Here is a 21,383-nt window from a genome sequence, read left to right as displayed (position 1 = left end):
GTTTCTACTGCGGGTGTTTCTACTGCGGGTGTTTCGACTGCCCGGAACGGGCACGTGGGCGATACCAGACTCGAACTGATGACCTCTTCGGTGTGAACGAAGCGCGCTACCAACTGCGCCAATCGCCCCTCGCACTTGCGTGCGGATCGATAGTAGCGGATGTCCGGCCGTGGTCGGAACACCGGCCACCCGTCGCGCGCGTCGCCGGCCGCGTGGGCACCCTGGAGGACCGTGGAGACCCCGCCGATCCGCATGAACCCGGGGGACACGCCCGGTGAACGGGATGGGTTTTGGAGAAACCGCGTGAACTGGGTACAGTTTACGAGTCGCCGCGAGAGCGGGTCGGACAACACCGGTGTGACTCAGGTCAGACCATGCGGATGTGGCGCAGTGGTAGCGCATCACCTTGCCAAGGTGAGGGTCGCGAGTTCGAATCTCGTCATCCGCTCGAGGTGCCTGTCTTCTCCGGAAGGCAGCAACTCTCCAGAAGAGGTATCCCACCGATCGGGTACTACGCCAGACGTGGACCTTGATGGTGGGGTGGCCGAGAGGCGAGGCAGCGGCCTGCAAAGCCGTCCACGCGGGTTCGAATCCCGTCCCCACCTCCAGTCCGCCCCGGCGGAACTCATCTGGGCGATTGGCGCAGCGGTAGCGCGCTTCCCTGACACGGAAGAGGTCACTGGTTCGATCCCAGTATCGCCCACCACGAAGAAGCCCCCGGGTGTCGACAGACACCCGGGGGCTTTCCTCGTTCCATGGCGGACCCGTCCGGTCGGCGGCCAGCGCGCGCCGACCGTGTCCGTGATCGATCCTCGTGATCCGCTAGGTTCTCCTCCGTGCACACGAAGTCGCTCCCTCGCCTCGCGGCGGTCCTCTCCGCCGTCACCGCCGTCGTCGTGACGGCCACGGTCGCCGCCGGTGCCGTCGCGTCGACCACACCGGCAGTCGACGCGGCCCGCGCTGCGTCCGCCCCCGTCACGTACACGTTCGCCGGGGACAGCGTCACGCAGGCGAGCAACAAGTGGTCCTGGGTGAAGTACGTCGACACCCGCCGGGCGAAGTCGGTCGGCGGCGTGGCGGCCGGCGGGCTGACCTCGGCGACGGTCGCCGCCCAGGTCACACACCGCGACGCGGACGTGCTGGTCGTCATGGTCGGCGTCGGCGACGTCCGCAACGGCGTCTCGCCGGCCACCGTCCGGAAGAACATCGGCACGATCGTCCGCAAGGTCGGCGCACGCCACGTCCTGCTCGCCGCGGTGCCTCCGTGCGACCGCACCGCAGACGGCCCGCAACGCATCGACCGCCGGGCCGCGGGCTTCGTGCTCGACCGGTCGTTGCAGGAGTTCGCGTCGTCGCGCGGATGGGGCTGGGTCGACCCGTTCTCGTCGGTCCGTCACATCGACAACACCTGGAGTGCCGGGACGTCGTCGCCCGACGGGGTGCACCCCACTGCGACCACCGCGAAGCGGTACCTCGGACCGCGCATGACGGTCGCCGTCACGCAGTCCGTCACCGGTGCGAAGCCGTAGGTCGGGCACCGAGGACATCCCGTGCAGAACGTGACCGACGGGGCGGGCCGGCTCGTGACGCGCGTCGCCGTGACCCGCCTGCTCGTCGTCGGGGTCGGGACCGCCGTCGTCGCGACCGCGCTCGTCAGCCTCGCCGTCGGGCTGGGCCTGCGATCGCTGTCGTTCGGCATCTCGCTCGCGGGGTTGGCGCTCGTGGTGACGGCGTTCACGCTGCGGGCCTCGCTCGGCACGGGCTGGTCCAACGGCCGGCGCTTCGGCGACCAGGCGGCCGCGCGTCGGCTGCGCCGGGCGGTTCGGCGGCGGTCCGTCGACGGCCTGACCGGTGACGACCGTCGCGTCGTCGTCGAGTACGCCCTCGGGTACCGGGACGTGATCCTGGTCGACGCCGTCCAGAACGCCGGGCTCGGCCTGTCCGTCGGGATGAACCAGGTCTCGCGTCTCTCCGACGACGGGTCCGTCGACGGGTTCGCCGTCGTGCTCCTGATCGCCGGCACCGGGCTGGTCGTCGCGGCGGTGGTGACCGCGCTGGTGCAGGACCGCCGGCGCCGGCGGTTCCTGGCGACCCTCGAGTCGGTCGACAGCGCGGACCGGACGCCGACGCCGGAGTGACGACGTGCGTCGACGGACGGGAGGCGCGGTACCAGCCGGCACCGCGCCTCCCGTCGTCGTCCGGTCACGATCGCGACCGGACGCCGCCGACCTCGGCGACTCGGAACGCCGACGGATCGCTCCGCGTGGCCGATAGCGCCTGACGGAACGAGACGTCCGGTCCGAGGGGGCTGCGGACGGTTCCCGACCCGAGGAGTGGCTCCATGCTGCGTCCGATCCCGACCAGACGGTTCCTGCCGGTGGTGGTGCTGCTCACACTGCTCGCCACCACGGTCACCGCGGCCCCGGCCGTCGCCGCGACCAGCACGCAGGTGTCGGTCTCGTGGCGGAACACGTCGTCCTGGTCGACGGGGTTCCGGTCCGCCGTCGGGGTGACGAACGGGTCCGGAGCGACGTGGCGGGGGTGGAAGATCACGTTCGCCTACGGCTCCGCCGCCACGGTGTTCCGCGACGTCCGCCGGGTGTCCAGCTCGACGAGCGTGCTGACCGTCGCCGGGGTCACCGGGCGGTCCGACCTGGCGAAGGGGGCGACGGCGTCGTTCCGCATCGACTCCCGGAAGGTCGCGAAGGCGCGGACGGTCCCGACCTCCTGCACGGTGGTCGGAGCGGCGCTGCCGTGTTCGTTGAACGGCGGGAAGGCCACCCCGGGCCGGCCGCCGGCGAGTCCGACCCCGAGCCCGACCCCGACCCCGACTCCCAGCCCGAGCACCGGTCGGGACGGCGTCGTGTCGGTCGGTTGGCTCAACAACTCGACCTGGACCACGGGCACGCAGTCCTCCGTGTCCGTGACGAACCGGACCTCCCTCCGGCTCGCGCCCTGGCGGATCCGGTTCACCTACGCCGCAGCGGTGGACACGATCTGGGACGCCTCAGCCAGCTCGGTGCCCGACGGTTTCGTCGCCGCCGCTCCGTCCTACGCCACCGTCCTCGACGCCGGTGCCGCCACGTCGTTCGGCCTGACCTCGACGACGACGGGCGGCGCCGGCGTCGTCCCGACCGCGTGCACCGTCCTCGACCTGCCGGCCGGCACGGACGTCGCGTGCACGGTGGGCGGGGGACCGGTCGGCGCCCCGGCGACGCCGGCCCCCGCCCCGGAGCCCATCGCGGCGCCGGCACCGTTGACGCAGCCGCGGGTCGGTCGGACCCTGATCGCCCCGTACGTCGACCTCGGGCTGTGGCCGACAGCCGACCTGCGGTCCTTCGCGACGCAGACCGGCATGCGCGCCTTCACGCTGGCGTTCGTGGTCTCGGACAACGGCGGCAGCGCCTGCACGCCGGCGTGGGCGGGTTTCGACGCGTACCGGATCGGCGGCCCGCAGGACTTCCACGCGAACATCGCCGCGTTCCAGGCGAGCGGCGGTCAGGTCGTGGTGTCCTTCGGCGGCGCGGTGAACAGCGAGCTCGCCCTGCAGTGCACCGACCCGGCGGAGCTGCAGGCCGCGTACCAGCAGGTCGTCGACCGGTTCGGCGTCGACCGCATCGACCTGGACGTCGAGGGCACGGCGCTCGGCGACACGGCAGCGAACCAGCGTCGTGCGCGCGCGATCGCCGGGGTCGTCGCCGCGCAGGCCGCGAAGGGGCGCCACCTCGACGTCTCGCTCACCCTGCCGGTGATGCCGACGGGGCTCCTCGACGAGGGCATCGCTGCCGTCCGCGGGCTCACCGCCGCCGGTGTCCGTCCGGTCGCGGTGAACCTCATGGCGATGGACTACGGGCAGGGCTCCCGGCCGATGGCGGCGGCGGCGGAGTCGGCGGCGGTGGCGACCGCGACGCAGCTCGCCGCGATCCCCGCGTACGCCGGACTCAGTGCTGCCGAGCGTCTGTCGATGATCGGGATCACCCCGATGATCGGGCTCAACGACACGGGTGAGGTCCTCACCCGCGCGGACGCCCAGGCCCTGGCCGCCTGGTCCGTGGCGAACGGCATCGAGGTGCTGTCCTACTGGGAAGCGACCCGCGACCAGCCGTGCAACCCGTCCATCGGCGCGTACATGTGCTCCGGGGTGCCGGAGGCGCAGTGGTCGTTCGCGCGTGCGGTGGTCACCGGCGCGACCGGGTGAGCCGACGGAGCCCGTCAGCGCAGCGCGTCGGCGAGCTCCTCGAGCAGGGACGCGATCGATGCCGCCCGTGGTGACGTCCGCCTCGCCGCTGTCCGTTCCGTGTTCCACCCGTCCGACCGTAGGGACCGGCACATCGGCCGGCCTTGCGGTTCCGCGCTCTCCGGACCGTCGGCGTCGGCGTCGGCCGAGCTCAGTCCACCGGGGATCGGTCGACCGGCCGGTGCAGGGTGGCGATGCCGTCGTGCAGCGGTTCGGTCTCCCAGGCGGCCGAAGCGGACCCGTCGGCCAGGTCGCAGCGGACGTGCAGCAGGTGGGGCGTCTCGACGAAGCGGACGTCGATCGTGACCACGTCACCGGCTCGGGCACCGCTCGTCGCCGTCGCACCGGAGACCAGCCACGAGCCGTCGCCCACCGGCGCCGTGACCGTCCCGGAGGCGTCGCGGAGGGTGAGCACCCACCCGCGGTCGGTGTCCTGGGTGAGGTGCAGTGCCTCCAGTCCGGCTCCGGTGCCTGCCGACAGGGTGACGGCGGAGCCCTGCGGCAGCGTGCCGAGCGGATCGCCGCTCACCGGGGGGAGGGCGAGCCCGGCGAGGCGGTCCTGCAGCCGGCCGTCGTCGGCGGCGGATCCCGGCCGGTCGACCGCCGGCAGCAGGTGTTCCCACACCGCGTCGAGGACGGCCTGCATGTCGACGCTCTGCCCGGTCATCGCGACGACGACGTCCTGCTCCGGCAGCACGACGCAGAACTGCCCGTACGCGCCGTCGCCGCGGAAGCCGTGCCGGGCCATCCAGAACTGGAACCCGTAGCCGACGGACCAGTCCGCGGCGGCCTCGTCCGGGTTCTCGACCCGGACGCTGGTGGCTGCGGCGATCCAGTCCTCGTCGAGCAGACGCTCGCCGTTCCACACACCGCCCTGCAGGTACAGCTGGCCCAGGGCGGCGATCGCGTCGGTCGTCGTGTAGCCGCCGCTGTACCCGAGTTCCGCGCCGGCGTCGTCCCGCCGCCAGGCGAAGTCGTCGATGCCGAGCGGTGCGAGCAGCCGCGGGCGCAGGTACTCGAGCAGCGAGGTGCCGCTGACCCGTCGGACGATCTCACCGAGGGTGTACGTGCACGGCTGGTTGTAGGCGAAGACACTGCCCGGCTCCTCCTCGGGCGGCAGCAGCAGGAAGCCGCGCACGGTGTTCGTCGGGTCCAGCTGCTCTGCCCGGTCGATGGTGTCCGTGCGGTGCCCGCTCGCCATCGCCAGCAGGTGTCGCACCAGCATCCGCCGTGTGCGCTCGTCGGTGACCTCGGCGTCGAGCTCCGGGAAGTGACTGATCATCGTGTCGTCGAGGTCGATGAGCCCGGCGCGGACCGCGATCCCGACGGCCGCTGCCGTGAAGCTCTTGCTCAGCGAGTACAGCAGGTGCGCTCGGTCAGCGGCGAACGGGGCCCACCAGCCCTCGGCAGCGACCTGGCCGTGCCGGAGCACCATGATGCTGTGCGGCTCGACACCGGCGGTGTCCTCGAGCGCGGAGACCAGTCGATCGACGCCCGTCGCGTCGATACCGAGGGTGGACGGGGAGCTGCGTCGGAACGTCGTCGTCACGGCTCCGACCCTAGTCGGCGCGTCGTTCCGGCAGTGGGTGAGGGTCCGGCGCGCCCGACACGCGGCCGGGAGGCCCGGTTCCGGACCGACGTCGGGTACAGTTGGCCGTGTTGGTCACCCCGGTGGGCAGCATGCGGATGTGGCGCAGTGGTAGCGCATCACCTTGCCAAGGTGAGGGTCGCGAGTTCGAATCTCGTCATCCGCTCAGTAGCGTTCCTCAAGAGACAGACGAAACCCCCGGCCGGTGGCCGGGGGTTTCGTGCGTCGTGGGGCGTGTGGCGATGCAGTCGCCCGGTGGTCGTCGGCGCCGGCTGGGCGCAGGGTTCGGGTCCCCGCGCCCACGCCGGCGCGGAGGCATCGTCGCCTCCAGGGGACCGGCGGATGGGTGGTCCGGCGCAGGTCCCGGGCATGTCTTCGGAACCGTTGCCCCCCGAGATGGGCACACGTTCCGTCCGTGCGGTTTCCCGCAACGATCCCGCACCGTCCGCGAGCCCCCTTGACGAACGTCGCGTGGACTGTCGCGCGTCAGGCTCCGCCGAAACGCTCCGCCCGGACCTCGGTGACGTCGTGCCCGAGCTCACCGAGCCAGCGCAGCACCTGTTCGACGAACGGCGTCGAGCCGCAGACGTAGACGAGTGCCCCGGCGTCGGGCGGCAGCACCGACGCGGCCAGGCGGTCGCGTGTGAGCCGCCCGGCGGGTGTCTCGGCTCCGGGCGGGGTCTGACGGCTGTAGACCACGTCGAGCGCGAACGGTGCCCGGTCCGCTGCAGCGACCGCCGCGTCGAGTTCGGCCCGGAAGAAGACGTCCTCGGGCGTCCGGACGGCGTAGAGCATCCGGAACGGCGACGGGTCGCCGGCCTCGGCGTGGGCGGTCACCATCGGCAGCAGTGGCACGATGCCCGACCCGCCGGCGATGAGCTGCACCGGTCGTGGGTCCGCTGCCGAGACGTCCGGACGCCAGACGAACCAGCCGCCGAGCGGTCCGTGGACCTCGAGCGTGTCGCCGACCTCGACGGCGTCGACCAGGAACGGGGAGACCTCGCCGTCCTCGACCCGGTCCACCGCGAGCGTGATCCGGGTGCCGTCGCCGGCGGAGGCGATCGAGTACGAGCGGGTCGCCTGGTAGCCGTCCTCGGCCGTCAGGCGCAGGTCGAGGTGCTGGCCCGGGTCGTTGCCCGGCCAGGTCGGGACGTCCAGGACGAGACGACCGGCGTTCGGGGTCTCGGGAGCGACCGCGACGACCGTCGCGTCGTGCCAGGCGGGACGACGGAGCGGCCGGACCGGCGTGGCGGGCAGGGTCACCAGTACCGCTCTTCCTTCCACGGGTCCCCGTGCATGTTGTAGCCGGCGTTCTCCCAGAACCCAGGCTCGTCCTCGGCGTGCATGACGATGCCGCGGACCCACTTCGCGCTCTTCCAGAAGTACAGGTGCGGGACGAGCAGCCGCGCCGGGCCGCCGTGCTCCGGGGTCAGGGGTTCGCCGTCCGCTTCGAACGCGATCCACGCCTGCCCGTCGAGCAGTTCGTCGAGCGGGACGTTCGTGGTGTAGCCGCCGAAGCTGTGGACCATGCAGAAGTCGAGCGAGGTCTCGATGTCGGCGAAGAGCTTGTCGAGCGGGACGCCGCGCCAGCCCATGCCGAGCTTGGTCCAGTGCGTGACGCAGTGGATGTCGACGGTGATGTCCTCGAGCCCGAGCGCCCGGACCTCGTCCCACGTCCACGAGTGCAGGCCGGACTCGGTGCGGATCGAGAAGCTCCACTCGGACGGTTCGATCTCCGGGGTGGCTCCGGCCGACAGCACGGGCCAGTCGTGCACGAGCGTCTGCCCGGGCGGGATCTTGCTGTCGTCGACGTCACGGCGGCGTCCGCCGAACCCGCGGGTGAAGCTGGCCATCGCGTCCTCGTTCCTGTCGTCACCGGCGTCGAGACCGCCGCCCACCCGATCCTGCCACGGCTGCGCCCTCGTCCGCCGCCCGAGCGCTGCGACCGAGCGATGCGACCGAGCGGGGAGTCAACCGGCCGGGGTGACCAGGCCGGACTCGTACGCCAGGACCACGGCGTGCACGCGGTCCCGCAGCTGCAGTTTCGCCAGCACGCGGCCGACGTGGGTCTTCACGGTCTGCTCGGCGATGAACAGTTCGCGACCGATCTCACCGTTGGAGCGGCCGCGGGCCATGAGCATGAAGACGTCCCGCTCGCGGTCGGTGAGGACGGCGAGCACGTCCGCGGGTGCCGCGGCAGGTCGGGGACCGGCGATGAACGCCTCGACGAGGTGCCGGGTGACGCGGGGGGCGAGCAGGGCGTCCCCGGCGGCGATGGTCCGCACGGCGGCGATGAGGTCGTCGGCGCCCGCGTCCTTGAGCAGGAAGCCGCTGGCGCCGGCGCGGAGCGCGTCGAACACGTAGTCGTCGATGTCGAACGTGGTGAGCATGAGGACGCGGACGGGCGTCGAACTCGGCGCCGCGGTCAGCCGTCGTGTCGCCTCGATCCCGTCGAGGACGGGCATCCGCACGTCCATGAGCACGACGTCGGGTTCGAGGTCGATGCCGAGCGTGACCGCCTCGGCACCGTCCCCGGCCTCGCCGACGACCTCGATGTCGGGCTGGGAGCCGAGGATCGCGACGAGCCCCAGGCGGAACACGGCCTGGTCGTCGACGACGAGCACACGGGTCATCGCGGGTCTCCGTCGGGGAGGCGGGGCAGGGTCACGGCGACGCGGAAGCCGCTGTCGGCGGTCGGTCCGGCCTCGAGCGTGCCGTCGAGCGCGGCGACACGCGAGCGCATGCCGGCGAGTCCGTACCCGCCGTCGTCGGCAGGGGGCGGGGCAGCGAGGGGCGCCGGGGCGTTCGTCACCGTGACGGACACGGCGGCCCCGACCACCTGGACGACGACGGTGGTGGCGGCACCCGGGGCGTGGCGCACGACGTTGCCGAGTGCCTCCTGGACGACGCGGTACACCGTGAGCTGTGTGACCCGGCCGACCGTTTCGGCGGCCCCTCCGTCGTCGGCGTCTCCGTCCCGGCGCACGTCCAGCGTGACCGACAGTCCGGCGGCCCGGGTCGAGGCGACGAGCGCCGGCAGGTCCGACAGCCCCGGCTGCGGTGCCCGCTCGGCGTCCTCCTCGCCGCGCAGCGTGCCGAGCAGTTGCCGCATCTCGCGCAGGGCGGTCCGGGAGGTCTCGGCGATCGTTGCGAACTCCGCCCGTGCCGCCGGGGTCAGGTCCGCCACCCGGTACGGCGCCGACTCGGCCTGCATGTGCACGACGGACATGCTGTGTGCGACGACGTCGTGCAGCTCCCGGGCGATGCGGGCACGTTCCTCGACGGCGCGGCGGGCGTCCGCCTGCTGCTCGGCCTCCTGCCGCGCGGCCACGAGCTCGGCGCCGACGTGCCGCCGCTGCCCGAGCAGGACGGCGGCGGCACCGGCGAGCAGTGCGCTGCCGGACGACACGACGAGCGTGCTCACCCAGACGTCCGGCTCGGCCCAGCGGCCCGGGGTCACGGCGACGAGCACCAGGGTCAGGACCGTCGACGCGCCCCACGCGATCGCCGTGGTCCGCCAGTCGGTCCGGAGCCCGAGGACGACGAGCAGCACCGACAGGCCGATCATCGCGGTCACGGGCATCGGCCACGGGCCGGCCGTCCCGGGCGCGGTCAGGACGCCGAGTCCGGCGAGGGCGAGCAGGTGCACGGCGGTCGCGGACCGCGGTCGCGCCGGCGCGACCAGGAGCGTCGCGCTGAGGACGGCCGTCACCAGGAGCGCGAGCGGGACCGGCACGTCGTGCACGACGACCGCGACCGGAGCGCCGACGGCGAGCAGCGTGACGGCCGCGACGACGAGGGACCCGCGGACGGCGACGACCGACCGGGAGGCACGCAGTCGCGTCCCCGGGATCCGGAACGTCGCCGGGAAGGTGCGGTCCAGGACGGTCCTGCTGGTGCGGGCGGTCACGGTCGTGCGGTCCCTCCGGTGGTGACGGTGCAGGTGGTGGGGCGGGGTGCCGTCATGGCCCGGGCGGCTCGGGGGGTCTGGTCGGTGGCGGGGGTGGGGCGTGCCTCCCGGTCGGTGACCGTGCCGACGACGGTGGCTGCGGTGCGGGCGGCCCGTCTGCGCTGGAGCCTACCGAGGACACGGTCCACGGCGAGGCCCAGGCCGCCGGCGACGACCATCGACACCGCGGCTGCCACGAGCGGCTCGTGCAGGAACGACGAGGTGGCGAGTGCGATGCCGATGGATGTGGTGCTCCACGCGATCCCCGCCACCGCGCTGATGCCGAGGAACCGGCGGTAGGGCAGCCCGGTGGCTCCGGCGGTCATGTTGACGGCCACACGGCCGACCGGGACGTAGCGCCCGATCAGGATGAGGCTGGCGGAGCGCCGCTGCATCTGCCGCTCGGCGAACGCGAACGCCGCCGCGATCCGGGGCCGTCGGGCGTTCCGGAGCCGCTGCAGCCCGATCCGCCGGCCGATCGCGTAGGCGATCGAGTCACCGGCGATCGCGCCCAGGGCAGCGGCGCCGAGCACCACGGCCAGGACCGGCTGGCCGGACGTCGCGGCCACCGCGGCGACGGCGACGAGCGCGGTCTCGCTCGGCACCGGCGGGAAGAAGCCGTCGACCAGGCAGAGGAGGAACAGGGTCAGGTAGACGAGCGGCGATGACGCCAGGTCGACGACGAACGGGGTGATCTGGTCGAGCACGGGTGTCGCTCCTCCCGTCGGCGGACCTCGCCGACGGGTTCGACGCTACGGAGCGACGGGCGGTCTGCCATCCCGCTGCGGTCGCGTCCGACCCCCTACCGCGGTATGACTCCGCGGGTCCAGTGCTGCCGGTGCTGCTCGTGCTCCGTCTGCTGCTCGTGCGCGAAGACCACGTCCGGTGCGTCGACGGAGCGGTCCGTGACGGTCGTCGGCGCTTCGAGGTGCACCGCGCCGGAGGGCACGATGCCGACCCCGCCGAAGCGCTCCATGACGAGCCACTGCGCGACGACGTCCTCGCCGGCGTGCCCCGCCGGCAGCGACTCCCAGAACCGGAAGCCGCCGACGGCCTCGAGCGACGCGCGGTCGTACATCGCGCAGGCGCCGACCCAGGCCACCCGGTACGGCAGCCAGCCGCCCGGTTCGACGTCGAGCTCGGCCGCGACGTGCACGAGGTTCGCGGCGTTGTGCAGGGACCAGCGGTCGAAGCCCGGAGTCCCACGGCGCACGACCTCGGGCACGACCGGACCGTCCCAGAGCGCGAACGGCTCCGTCTCGTGGGGACGGCGGTCCTGCAGGTAGGACAGTCCCTGGACGGCGCTGCCGACGAAGCCGGTGTCGAGCGACCGCAGCGCGTCGAGCATCCGCTGCACCGAGCCGGGTTCGAGCCACACGTCGTCGTCGAGGAACAGGACGGCGTCGGCGCGGGCGTGGTCGAGCAGGAACTGCCGGTGTTCGGCGAGCCCCCGCCGGTCCGGGTGGGTGAGGAGCGTGACGGGTCGGCCCTGTGCCTCCAGGACGCGGACCATCGCGGCGATCGCCGGCCGCTCGACGACGTCACCGGTCTCGGACTGGTCGCTGAGGACCAGACGGAAGGCGACCTCGGTCTGGGCGGCGAGCCCGGCAAGCGTTGCGGCGAGTTCCGCGGTCCGACCGACGGTCGGGATGAGCACGTCGACGTCGACGGGGGAGGAGTCGGTCGGTGTCACCTCGGCCGGACGACCCCACTCGCCGGACCACCGCGCCCCCCGTGTCATGCGTCGCCGGTGCCCGTGCTCGCCGGCCCGGTCGTGGCCGAGTCGGTCGCGGTGCCGTTGCCGGCCGCGGTCTCGCGGATCCGGCGGACCACGGCGCTCGTGGAGTGCTCGGCGACGTAGTCGACCATGACGACCTCGCCACCGTGTGCGCGGACCACCTCGGTCTCGCTGAGCATCTCGGGGGAGTAGTCGCCGCCCTTGACGTAGACGTCGGGACGGATGCGCTCGATGAGGGGGATCGGGGTGTCCGTCGCGAACACCGTGACCAGGTCGACGCAGGCCAGGGCGGCGAGCACGCCGGCGCGGTCCTCGGCCGTGTTGATCGGACGCTCGGGTCCCTTGAGCCGGCGGACCGAGTCGTCGTCGTTCAGCGCGACGACGAGCAGGTCGCCGAGTTCGCTCGCCTGTCGCAGGTACGTCGTGTGCCCGCGGTGGACGACGTCGAAGCAGCCGTTGGTGAAGACGATGCGACGACCGGCGCGACGGGCTTCCTCGACGGCGTCGGCCAGCTGGTCGTGGTCGACGACGGTCTCGGCGGGTGCGGACACCGACGCAACCAGGGCGTCGGCGGTGCAGACGGACGTGCCGGCTTCGCGGACGACGACGTCGGCGGCGGCCTGCGCGAACGAGACGGCCTCGCGGACCGGGGTCCCGACGGCGAGGGCGACCGAGGCTGCGGCGCAGAAGGTGTCACCGGCACCGGAGGCCTGCTGCTCGGACGCCGGGGTCGCACGGGTCCGGTGCACGTCGGTGGTCGGCCGGGCCGTGTCCTCGAGCAGGACGGTGCCGTTCCGGTCGAGCGTGACGACGGCGTTCCGGGCACCGGTGACCGCGAGGACCTCGTCGCGCACGGCCACGACGGTCTCGGCACGTTCCGCGCCCTGGCCGAGGTCACGTCCGAGCAGGGCCGCGGTCTCGCCGGCGTTCGGGGTGACGAGGTCCGGGTGCAGTGCACTCCAGCGGGAGAGGTCGTGCGCGTCGACCACCACGGTCGTCGGACGGTCCCGCTCGAGGACGGGGACGATCGCGGTCGCGTCGACACCCAGGTCGTAGTCGCAGACCACGACGGCGTCGGCCCGCGCGGCCACCAGGTCGGGGGATCCGGGCACGTGCGGGGTCCGGCCCTGCACGGCCGCCGCCGTCGCCTCCGCGAGCAGCGCGGTGTCCGCCGCGCTCGGGGCACCGGCCAGGTCGTCGACCCGGACGACCACGCGGTCACCGCCGACGATCCGGTCCTTGCTCGTCGTCGTCGCACCGGGCACGGCCACGAGCCAGCGGGTGTCGACCCCGGCGGCCTCCAGGCGGTCCCGCAGGACACGGCCCGTCTCGTCGTCGCCGATCAGGGCGACCATCCGGACGTGCGCGCCCAGGGCGCGGGCGTTCACGGCGGTGTTGGCCGCGCCTCCCGGGACGGCGATGGTCTCGGTGACCCGGACGACCGGCGCTGGTGCCTCGCGGGAGACCCGCTCGGCGGCACCGACCGTCCACCGGTCGAGGATGACGTCCCCGACCACGACGACGACCGGCTCGGCCGCAGCGACGGAGTCGACGACGCGGCGGACCATGCGGACGTCGGCGGTCACCGGACGTCCTCGGCGGTCGCGGTGTCGGTGTCGTGGCTGCCGGCGGTGGCCGGGTCCACGGCACCGGCGGCAGCGTCGGTCGGCGTGCTGGTCCGGCGCGGTGCGGCCTCGAGGTGCACGACCGTGGTCGTCGTCATCTCGTCGAGCAGGTGCGGGCCGTACCCGAATCCCGAGCCCGACGCGCCGCGCGGCTCGGCGCTGCCGCCGGGCGCGCCGCCGAAGACGGCGTTGATCTTGACGGTGCCGACCGGCAGCTCGGCGGCAGCCTGCAACGCGGTCGCGGTGTCGCCGGTGAGCACGGTCGCGGCCAGGCCGTACCGGTCCTCGGCGGCGAGGCGGAGCCCCTCCGCCATGTCCTCGACGATGCGGACGGGGGCGATCGGGCCGAAGGTCTCCTCGGTGAGGACGAGCATGTCGTCGGTGCAGCCCGTGAGGACCGTCGCCGGGTAGAACGTGCCGGCGCCGGCGGGGACGGACCCGCCGGTCAGGACCTGGGCACCGGCCGAGACGGCCTGGTCGACGTGCTCCTGCACGGTCGTACGGAGTCGCTCGTCCACCAGCGGACCGAAGTCGGTCGCGGCGGCGGCGGTCTTCCGCTCGGCGGCACGCACCAGGGCGGCGGTGAACTCCTCGGCGATGCCGCGGTGCACGTAGACGCGCTCGACGCTCGTGCAGATCTGGCCGGTGTTCGCGAAGGCGCCCAGTGCGACCTGGTCAGCCGCCCACACCGGGTCGACGTCGGCGTCCACGACGGCGGCGTCGTTGCCGCCGTTCTCACGGATGACGTGCGCGCGGGTCCGCAGTGCGGCCTCCGCGAGACGGTCACCCGTCGCGGTCGACCCCACGTGCGCGTAGACCGCGATGCCGTCCTCGGCGAGCAGCTGTTCACCGGTCGCGGCGTCCCCGTCGACCCCGACGAGCACGCCGTCGGGCAGTTCGGCGGCGAGCAGGCGGTTGAGCAGGGCGATCGTGCCGGGGCTCCGCTCGCTGCCCTTGTGGACGACGGTGTTGCCGGCGGCGATCGCGGCACCGAGGATGCCGCACGCGACGGCCACCGGGTCGTTCCACGGTGTCAGCGCGAGGACGACGCCCCGGGGGTGCGGGACCGCGAAGTCGGCGGCGCCGTGGTTGCCGCGCAGGGCCTCACCGCGGTGCAGGGGGCCGAGTTCGGCGTACTGGATGAGGGTGTCGATGCCGGCTTCGACCCCACCGAGCGCGTCGCCCGGCACCTTCCCGGTCTCGCGGGTGTTCATCGCGGCGAGCTCGTCGGCGTGGTCGCGCAGCCGCTCGGCGGCCGCACGGAGCATCGCCCCGCGCGCACCCGGAGCCGTGCGGGCCCAGCCGGTCGCCGCTGCCCGTGCCCGCGCGACCGCGTCGCGCACCTCGTCCGCCGTGCTCCGGCGGGTCTCCGAGGCCACCTCCCCGGTCACGGGGTCGAGCACCGTGATCGTGTCCGCGGACGAGTCGTCCGACGACGGGGCGGTGGTGGTGGGGGCATCGAGCGTCATGTGTGTCCTTCTCGTCGTGGTCCGGTCGCGTGCACCGGGGCTCCCCACGCTGCACTGCTCCTGCTGTGTGTGCCCACGGGTCGCGCCGTGGTGTCCACGGGACGCAGCAGGACCACCCGACCGGCACCCGCACGGGTGTCCGTCGGTAGGAACGAAGGGACGCGCGACGGGGATCCCGGCGGCGTCGGACATCGAGGAGGACGACAGGCGTGGTGCAGATCGGACGTGGCGGCGAACGGTTCGAGGGGGTCCGCGAGATCGCGGTGCTCCGGGGCGGGGGACTCGGCGACCTGATGTTCGCGATGCCGGCGATCGAGGCCCTGGCGGCGGCGTACCCGGAGGCGCGCATCACCCTGCTCGGGACACCGACGGCCGGAGTGCTGCTCGCCGGCCGCACCGACGCGGTGCACGCGGTCGAGGAACTGCCGGTGTCGCCCGGGGTCCGCGACGGTGGCGACGGCGCTCCCGACCTCGAGGACTTCTTCGCCCGCCTGCACGGCCGGTTCGACCTGGCGGTGCAGCTGCACGGCGGTGGCCGCAACTCGAACCCGTTCCTGCTCCGCCTGGGCGCGGCACACTCGGTCGGCACCGCCACGGAGGACGCCACCCCGACCGAGCGCTGGGTCCGCTACGTCTACTACCAGCACGAGGTGCTCCGCGCCCTCGAGGTCGTCGGGCTCGCCGGCGCGGAACCGGTCACGCTCGACCCACGCCTCACCGTCACCGACGACGAGCGCCGAGCGGTGCGGGAGCGCCTGGGCGTCGCGGGTCGGCTGGTCGCGATGCACCCCGGTGCGACCGATCCTCGCCGTCGCTGGAGCCCGGAGCGCTTCGCGGCCGTCGCGGTCGCGCGACTCGAGGCCGGCGACGACGTCGTCCTGGTCGGGGACGACTCGGACCGGCCGGCCGCTACCGCGATCCGGGCGTCCGTCGCCGAGGCCGTCGGGCCCGAGGCCGCCCGGCGCCTCCACGACCTCACCGGCACGCTGCCGTTGCCGGAGCTGCCCGCCGTCCTCGGTGCCGCCGACGTGATGGTCGGCGACGACTCCGGTCCCCGGCACCTCGCCGTCGCGGTCGGCACCCCCACCGTCGGTGTGTTCTGGTTCGGCAACGTCATCAACGCCGGACCGCTCGACCGCGGGCGGCACCGGGTCCTCATGAGCTTCGTCACCCGGTGCCCGGTGTGCGGGGTCGACGTCACGCAGGTCGGGTGGAGCGCCGAGCGGTGCGAGCACGACCCGTCGTTCGTCGACGAGATCACGCCGGACCGCGTCCTGGCGGACGTCGAGGACCTGCTCGCCACGAACTGACGGCCGGCCCGGGCCCGGCAGGCCCGGGCCCAGCGCCGCGCCCGGGCCCGCCCGCCGAGGTTCCACGATTCCGGCATCCTGCGCCTCGAGATGCCGAAATCTCGGCACCGCGACGGGACGCGTGCGGCATGTCCTGCGACCTCGGCGGCGCGACACTGACGGACGGGAGGCCCGGTACCAGCTGGTACCGGGCCTCCCGTCCGTCAGGTGCGAGCGCCGGGCGCGTACCCAGGGCGCGAGCGCCGGTCAGGGCCAGCTGGGCTCCGTCGCCGGCATGATCGACAGCTCGCGGATCTCGCACCCGGCCGGCTGCGACAGGGCGAAGATGATCGAGTTCGCGACGTACTCCGGCTCGATGAGCTGCGCGTCCGGGCCCGGCTTGTACTGCTCGGTCCGGTCGGCGAAGAAGTTCGTGCGCATGCCCGCCGGGATCACGTTGGTGACGCCGACGCGGCCCGCGGTCTCGGCCGCGAGGGCCTGCGAGAACCCGCGGACGCCGAACTTCGACGCCGAGTAGGCGGTGCCGTGGCCGACGCCGCGCAGGGCGAGCGACGACGAGATCGTCACGACGCGGCCGTGGGTCGCCTCGAGTGCGGGGAGGGCGGCGCGGACGGTCGACGCGGTGCCGATGAGGTTGACGGCGACGATCTTCTCCCAGTTGCCCGACGAGATGGCGTCGATCGGGGCCGGGGTGTCGATGCCCGCGGCGGTCACGACGGCGTCGAGGCCGCCGTGGCGCTCGACCGCTTCGGCGACGGCACGTTCGACGGCGTCGGTGTCCGAGACGTCCACGGCGACGGCGTCGACGCCATCGGGGACGGCGTCGATCCGCAGGTCGAGGACGATCGGGGTGCCGCCGGCCTCGGTGACGGCGGCGACGACGGCTGCGCCGAGTCCGGAGGCTCCGCCGGTGACGAGGACGCGGCCGATGGGGGTGGTGGGGACGGGCATGGATGTCCTTTGCGTTCTGGTGCTGTGGTGGGAAGAGGAGGTCAGGGGGCTGCTCAGCCGACGCGCTCGATCGCGGCCGCGAGCCGGGTGGTGGAGCGGCCCGGGTGGAACGGCACGGTGACGACCCGACCACCCCACTCGGCGAGGGTCACGGACTCGGGCAGCTCGTCGGCGGTGTAGTCGCCGCCCTTCGCCCAGACGTCCGGACGGAAGCGGCGGAGCGCGTCGTCCGGGGTGGACTCGTCGAACACCACGACGGCGTCGACGCAGTCCAGCGCCAGCAGGAGCTCGACGCGGTCGTCCTGGCCCATGATGGGTCGGTCGGGTCCCTTGAGGCCGCGGACGGACTCGTCGGAGTTGAGGCACACCACCAGGCAGTCACCGAGTGCGCGCGCCGCCGACAGCGTGCGGGCGTGGCCCGCGTGCAGCAGGTCGAAGCACCCACCGGTGGCGACGACCACGCCGCCTGCGGCCCGGACGTCGTGGACGACGCGCAGGGCGTCCCGGTCGGCACCGGGCACGGCGATCGGTGCGGGCGGTGCACCCTCGACGAGCGAGGCCACCCCGCCGGCGGCGAGGTACGCGGAGGCCGCCTCGACCCCCGCGGTCACGGCGTCGGCGATCTCCGCTCCGGTCGCGAGGGCGACGGCGACACCGGCGGCGAGCCGGTCTCCGGCGCCGCACGGGTCGCCAGCGGTGACGGAGGGGGCGGGGACGAAGCGCGAGTCGGCGCCGCGGGGCGTCCGGCTGCCGACCAGGGCACCGCGGTCACCCATCGTCACGGCGACGGCGCGGACGTCCCAGCGGGCGACGAGGTCGGCGGCGGCGTCGGTCGCGAAGGCGACCCCGCTTCCGGTGATGCCGGTGAAGCGGTGTGCCTCGCTGGCGTTCGGGGTCGCGACGGTGGTCCCGGCGACGGGGGTGGCGCCCTTCGGGTGCGGGTCCCAGACGACCGGGGTGTGCGAGACGACGGCACCGAGCGCGGCACGCATCTCGGGAGCTTCGGTGAGTCCGCGGCCGTAGTCGGCGACGATCACCGCGTCGACTCCGTCGAGGGCGTCGCGCATCGCGGGGGTCACCGCGGGGACCGGCGGGGTGTCGCAGCCCTCGTCGATCCGGACGAGCGCGTGCTCGCCGACCCGGACACGGGTCTTCACCGGGGTCGGCGCACCGGAGGGACCGTCGACGATGCGGACACCGGGGAGCAGCGAGCGGAGCTGGTCGGCCGGGGCGTCGTCGCCGAGGACGGTGACGAGCGTGACGTCGTGACCGTCCTTCGCGAGCATGGTCGCGACGAGACCGGCGCCACCGGCACGGCGCTGGTCCGAGCGGACGTCCACGACGGGCACCGGGGCGTCCGGGCTGAGGCGGTCGCTCGTGCCGATGACGTCGACGTCGAGCAGGGTGTCGCCGACGACGACGATGCGGAGCTGCCGGTCGGTCATCGGGTGCCTCCACGGCGGAGTGCGGGCTCCATGGCCCGGCAGAGTGCGTGCACGAGGACGAGTTGCGCCTCCTGCACGTTGGCGGACGGGCCGTCGATGGCGATGACGTCGTCGACTGCGGCCGCGAGGGGGTTGGGCAGCGCGCCGGTCATGGCGATCGACCGGGCGCCGGCGTCACGGGCGGCGGCCGCGGCGGCGAGCAGGTTGGGGCTCTTGCCGCTGGTGCTGAGGAGGACGACGACGTCGCCGGCGCGGGCGTGTGCCCGGACCTGGCGTGCGAAGACCTCCTCGAAGCCGTAGTCGTTGCCGATCGCCGTGACGGCGGAGGTCTCGGCGTGCAGGGAGATCGCCGAGTACGCCGGCCGGTCCCCGTCGAAGCGTCCGGTCAGCTCGGAGGTCAGGTGCTGCGCCTCGGCCGCGGAGCCGCCGTTGCCCGCGGCGAGCAGGCGGCGTCCGGCGACCAGGCGCGCGGCGATGTCGTCGGCCCAGGCGGCGATGTGGTCGCCGTGGTCCACGAGGGACGCGATCACGGGCACGGAGGCGGCGATGTGCTCGAGCACCGTCCGGGTACTGGCCGAGGTGTCGCTGGTCGGGCCGTCGCTGGTCGGGGTCTCGGTCGTGCCGATCCCGGTCTGCTCGATGGTCATCGGGCGTTCCTCTCGGTGGTGGGGAGCGCGGCCTCGGCCAGCGGCTCCTCGGCGGGGCGGACGGAGTCCGGGATACGGGTGGTCGTCGGGGAGACGCCGATGCCGCCGACCGGACGGACCGGACGGACCCGGCCACCGGCGACCAGGCGTTCGTAGACGCGCTCGGTGTCCGTCGCGACCTTCTGCCACGTGTAGCGCGACTCCGCGCGGTGTCGACCGGCGAGACCGTACGCGGCACGGCGTTCCGGGTCGTCGAGCAGGCCGCCGAGCGCTGCGGCCAGGCCGTCCTCGTCGCGGGGCTCGACGTGCAGACCGGTGGCGTCCTCGACGACCGTGTCGATGAGCCCGCCGACCCGGGACGCGACGACGGGCACGCCGCACGCCATCGCCTCGAGCGGGACGATGCCGAACGGTTCGTACCAGGGCGCGCACACGACGACGTCGGCGCTGCGGTACACGGCCCCCATCGCCTCCTGGGCGAGCTGCCCACGGAACGAGACGTGGTCGCGGACGCCGAGGTCGCGGGCCAGCGCGTCGAGGCGCTGGTACTCCGGGTCGTCGGGGAGGTCCGCCCCGGCCGTGCCGGCACCGCCGACGATGACGAGTTCGACGTCCCGGCCGGCGGCGACGAGCTGCGCGACGGCGGCGATGGTCGTGCCGACGCCCTTCCGCTGCACGAGTCGGGAGGCGGTGAGGACCCGGAACGTCCGCCCCCGGTCCTCGACGGGACCGTCCGGGCGGAACAGCTCGACGTCGACGCCACAGGGGACGACCGAGATGGAACGGAGGGGGACGCCGAGGCTCTTCAGCTCGAACGCCTCGTCGGAGCACGTCGCGACGACCTGGTCGGCGCTCCGTCCGACGGCGGGCTCGAGCCACTCGCGCTCGGCGGGGCTGGTGTCGGCGGAGCCCTGGTGCCGACGCTTCACGACGCCGAGCGCGTGGAAGGTCTGCACGACCGGGATGCGCGTGCCACCGGTGCGGGACTGCACCTGGCCCACGGCGTCGATCGTCGCGTGACCGGACATCCAGAAGTGGCCGTGCACGACGTCGGGCCGGTCCACGAACCACTCGGACGCCAGGACCTGCGCGAACGTGCCCATGTACGGGAGCAGGTCGTCCTTGGGCACGTGGCGAGCGGGACCGGCGTCGACGTGCACGACGTCGACACCGGGACGGAGCGGCACGCGGACCGGCAGCGAGGCGTCGTCACGGCGCGTGTAGACGGTGACGGTGTGGCCGCGGTCGGCGAGGGCAGCGGAGAGCGCCGCGACGTGGACGTTCTGGCCGCCGGCGTCGACGCCACCGAGGGTCGCGAGCGGGCTCGCGTGTTCCGAGACCATGGCGATCTTCATCAGATGCTCCTTCCCTGCGGTGCCGCGGCACCCGCACCGACGGTCGCTGCCCCGGTCTTCGACCGGTGTCGCGACCGCACGTCGTCCAGCAGCTCGTCCCAGTCCGCCAGGAACCGGGGCAGCGCGTGCCGCGCGAGCACGGCCTCCCGGGCGACGAGGCCGCGTCGGCGTGCTTCGTCCGGGTCCTCCAGGAGGGTCCGGGAGGCGCGCACCAGTTCCTCGACGTCGGTCGCGATCGCGCCGGCCTCGGCGGGCACGGTCCGTGCGGCGTCGGTGGTGGCGAGGACGAGCACCGGCATCGCCATGTGCATCGACTCGATGAGCGACAGCCCGAGCGAGGTCCACCGGTTGGCGTGTACGTACGCCCGACGCCGGGCGAGGGCGGCGTGCATCGGGTCCGGCTTCACGTCACCCAGTCCGACGAGCAGGTCGCCGTGGCCGAGTTCGCCGAGCTTCTCGGTGCCCATCCCGAACACGTCGACCGGGGCGACGGCGCCGAAGCGGGGGAGCAGGTCCGTCCCGACGACGCGGTTCCGCCGGACGGGTTCGTTGATGACGGCGGCGAACCGCTCGAGCTCACCGGAGTACAGCGGACCGGGGTCGACGACGCCGTGCTCGACGACGGTCGTGCGGGTCGAGCCGCAGTCCCACATCAGGGCGTTCCAGTGCGTGACGTGGGCGATGGTCACGTCGTCGCGGTCCCGGAACGGGTGGAGGCTGTCCGGGACGTCGAGGCGCGGGGCGTTGTGCTCGACGAAGACGACCGGCACGTCGCGTCCGCCGAGCAGCTCGCGGGCGACCTCGAGTTCCTCGGGCCGCTGGAGGACGACGAGGTCCACCTCGGCGCCGGCGACGTCCTCGGGTGCGATCTCGACGGCGTTCGTGCCCCAGTTCCGGCCACCACGACCGAGGCCCCAGCCGTCACGGGCGGGGGTCGTGGGGATGAGGTACTCGTGCGGGCCGCGGACGAAGGCGTCCATCCAGCCGCCGTGCACGTGCCACACGAGGATCCGCATGCACTGCCTTTCGGTCGCTGTCGATCAAGGAGGAGGAGAAGGAGAAGCAGTGC

The 21,383-nt window shown here is 73.6% G+C and carries 18 protein-coding genes and 5 tRNA genes; 8 read left to right on the top strand and 15 right to left on the bottom strand.

What is annotated here, in order from left to right:
* Positions 1-55 precede the first annotated feature (55 nt).
* Positions 56-128 (bottom strand) — tRNA-Val (locus E9228_RS02470).
* Positions 129-376: 248 nt separating this feature from the next.
* On the opposite strand from E9228_RS02470, the gene E9228_RS02465 reads away from it, so the two are divergent.
* From E9228_RS02465 to E9228_RS02440, 6 genes are all read left to right on the top strand, one after another.
* Positions 377-448 (top strand) — tRNA-Gly (locus E9228_RS02465).
* Positions 449-534: 86 nt separating this feature from the next.
* Positions 535-608 (top strand) — tRNA-Cys (locus E9228_RS02460).
* Positions 609-631: 23 nt separating this feature from the next.
* Positions 632-706, top strand: a tRNA-Val gene (locus tag E9228_RS02455).
* Between the two features lie 130 nt (positions 707-836).
* Positions 837-1,529, top strand: coding sequence for a GDSL-type esterase/lipase family protein (locus tag E9228_RS02450; protein ID WP_166779001.1), 693 nt, complete (start codon positions 837-839; stop codon positions 1,527-1,529).
* 21 nt (positions 1,530-1,550) lie between these two features.
* A complete protein-coding gene (locus E9228_RS02445; protein ID WP_166779000.1) occupies positions 1,551-2,138 on the top strand; it encodes a hypothetical protein in 588 nt (195 codons plus the stop codon).
* Between the two features lie 203 nt (positions 2,139-2,341).
* A complete protein-coding gene (locus E9228_RS02440) occupies positions 2,342-4,198 on the top strand; it encodes a glycoside hydrolase family 18 protein (protein WP_166778999.1) in 1,857 nt (618 codons plus the stop codon).
* 190 nt (positions 4,199-4,388) lie between these two features.
* Here the strand turns inward: E9228_RS02440 and E9228_RS02435 are convergent, their stop codons facing one another.
* A complete protein-coding gene (locus tag E9228_RS02435; protein ID WP_166778998.1) occupies positions 4,389-5,786 on the bottom strand; it encodes a serine hydrolase in 1,398 nt (465 codons plus the stop codon).
* A 133-nt stretch (positions 5,787-5,919) separates the two neighbouring features.
* Between E9228_RS02435 and E9228_RS02430 the strand changes: the two genes are divergently transcribed.
* Positions 5,920-5,991: transfer RNA gene (locus tag E9228_RS02430), tRNA-Gly, on the top strand.
* Positions 5,992-6,311: 320 nt separating this feature from the next.
* On the opposite strand, the gene E9228_RS02425 is transcribed toward E9228_RS02430, so the two are convergent.
* From E9228_RS02425 to E9228_RS02390, 8 genes are all read right to left on the bottom strand, one after another.
* Positions 6,312-7,088 (bottom strand): FAD-binding oxidoreductase, encoded by a 777-nt coding sequence (locus tag E9228_RS02425; RefSeq protein WP_341849733.1) that lies wholly within the window; start codon positions 7,086-7,088, stop codon positions 6,312-6,314.
* Positions 7,085-7,678, bottom strand: coding sequence for a molybdopterin-dependent oxidoreductase (locus E9228_RS02420; RefSeq protein ID WP_166778997.1), 594 nt, complete (start codon positions 7,676-7,678; stop codon positions 7,085-7,087). Before E9228_RS02420 ends, E9228_RS02425 begins: the two co-directional genes overlap by 4 nt.
* Before the next feature lie 117 nt (positions 7,679-7,795).
* Complete coding sequence (locus E9228_RS02415; RefSeq protein WP_166778996.1) at positions 7,796-8,458, bottom strand: response regulator; 663 nt, start codon at positions 8,456-8,458, stop codon at positions 7,796-7,798.
* The gene (locus E9228_RS17260) at positions 8,455-9,735 is read right to left on the bottom strand and encodes a histidine kinase (RefSeq protein ID WP_166778995.1); all 1,281 of its coding nucleotides are present in this window, start codon (positions 9,733-9,735) and stop codon (positions 8,455-8,457) included. The genes E9228_RS02415 and E9228_RS17260 overlap by 4 nt, the downstream gene beginning before the upstream one ends.
* Positions 9,732-10,481: a VTT domain-containing protein gene (locus tag E9228_RS17255; protein WP_166778994.1), complete on the bottom strand. Its 750-nt coding sequence runs from the start codon at positions 10,479-10,481 to the stop codon at positions 9,732-9,734. The genes E9228_RS17260 and E9228_RS17255 overlap by 4 nt, the downstream gene beginning before the upstream one ends.
* Positions 10,482-10,576: 95 nt before the next feature.
* Positions 10,577-11,515: a glycosyltransferase family 2 protein gene (locus E9228_RS02400; RefSeq protein ID WP_166778993.1), complete on the bottom strand. Its 939-nt coding sequence runs from the start codon at positions 11,513-11,515 to the stop codon at positions 10,577-10,579.
* Positions 11,512-13,098 carry a D-glycero-beta-D-manno-heptose 1-phosphate adenylyltransferase gene (gene rfaE2, locus E9228_RS02395; RefSeq protein WP_166778992.1) on the bottom strand — a complete coding sequence of 529 codons (1,587 nt, stop codon included), beginning with the start codon at positions 13,096-13,098 and terminating at the stop codon, positions 11,512-11,514. The genes E9228_RS02400 and rfaE2 overlap by 4 nt, the downstream gene beginning before the upstream one ends.
* Positions 13,095-14,606: an aldehyde dehydrogenase family protein gene (locus tag E9228_RS02390; RefSeq protein ID WP_166778991.1), complete on the bottom strand. Its 1,512-nt coding sequence runs from the start codon at positions 14,604-14,606 to the stop codon at positions 13,095-13,097. The genes rfaE2 and E9228_RS02390 overlap by 4 nt, the downstream gene beginning before the upstream one ends.
* Positions 14,607-14,815: 209 nt before the next feature.
* On the opposite strand from E9228_RS02390, the gene E9228_RS02385 reads away from it, so the two are divergent.
* Entirely contained in the window at positions 14,816-15,916 is a 1,101-nt protein-coding gene (locus E9228_RS02385) for a glycosyltransferase family 9 protein (RefSeq protein WP_341849732.1), read from the top strand.
* Positions 15,917-16,162: 246 nt separating this feature from the next.
* Here E9228_RS02385 and E9228_RS02380 read toward each other — a convergent pair whose 3' ends face one another.
* From E9228_RS02380 to E9228_RS02360, 5 genes are read right to left on the bottom strand one after another with little or no spacing between them, the layout of a single operon-like run.
* The gene (locus E9228_RS02380) at positions 16,163-16,867 is read right to left on the bottom strand and encodes an SDR family oxidoreductase (protein WP_166778990.1); all 705 of its coding nucleotides are present in this window, start codon (positions 16,865-16,867) and stop codon (positions 16,163-16,165) included.
* 53 nt (positions 16,868-16,920) lie between these two features.
* Positions 16,921-18,312, bottom strand: a complete 1,392-nt coding sequence (locus tag E9228_RS02375) for a PfkB family carbohydrate kinase (RefSeq protein WP_166778989.1) — start codon at positions 18,310-18,312, stop codon at positions 16,921-16,923.
* The gene (locus E9228_RS02370; RefSeq protein WP_166778988.1) at positions 18,309-18,959 is read right to left on the bottom strand and encodes a D-sedoheptulose-7-phosphate isomerase; all 651 of its coding nucleotides are present in this window, start codon (positions 18,957-18,959) and stop codon (positions 18,309-18,311) included. The genes E9228_RS02375 and E9228_RS02370 overlap by 4 nt, the downstream gene beginning before the upstream one ends.
* A complete protein-coding gene (locus E9228_RS02365) occupies positions 18,956-20,314 on the bottom strand; it encodes a glycosyltransferase (RefSeq protein ID WP_166778987.1) in 1,359 nt (452 codons plus the stop codon). Before E9228_RS02365 ends, E9228_RS02370 begins: the two co-directional genes overlap by 4 nt.
* Entirely contained in the window at positions 20,314-21,330 is a 1,017-nt protein-coding gene (locus E9228_RS02360) for a glycosyltransferase (RefSeq protein ID WP_166778986.1), read from the bottom strand. Before E9228_RS02360 ends, E9228_RS02365 begins: the two co-directional genes overlap by 1 nt.
* Between the last annotated feature and the right edge of the window lie 53 nt (positions 21,331-21,383).

The organism is Curtobacterium salicis, assembly GCF_011759505.1.
Taxonomy (GTDB): Bacteria; Actinomycetota; Actinomycetes; order Actinomycetales; family Microbacteriaceae; genus Curtobacterium; species Curtobacterium salicis.
The sequence above is the reverse complement of the archived record's forward strand: the minus strand, read 5'-3'. Positions and strand labels throughout refer to the sequence as shown.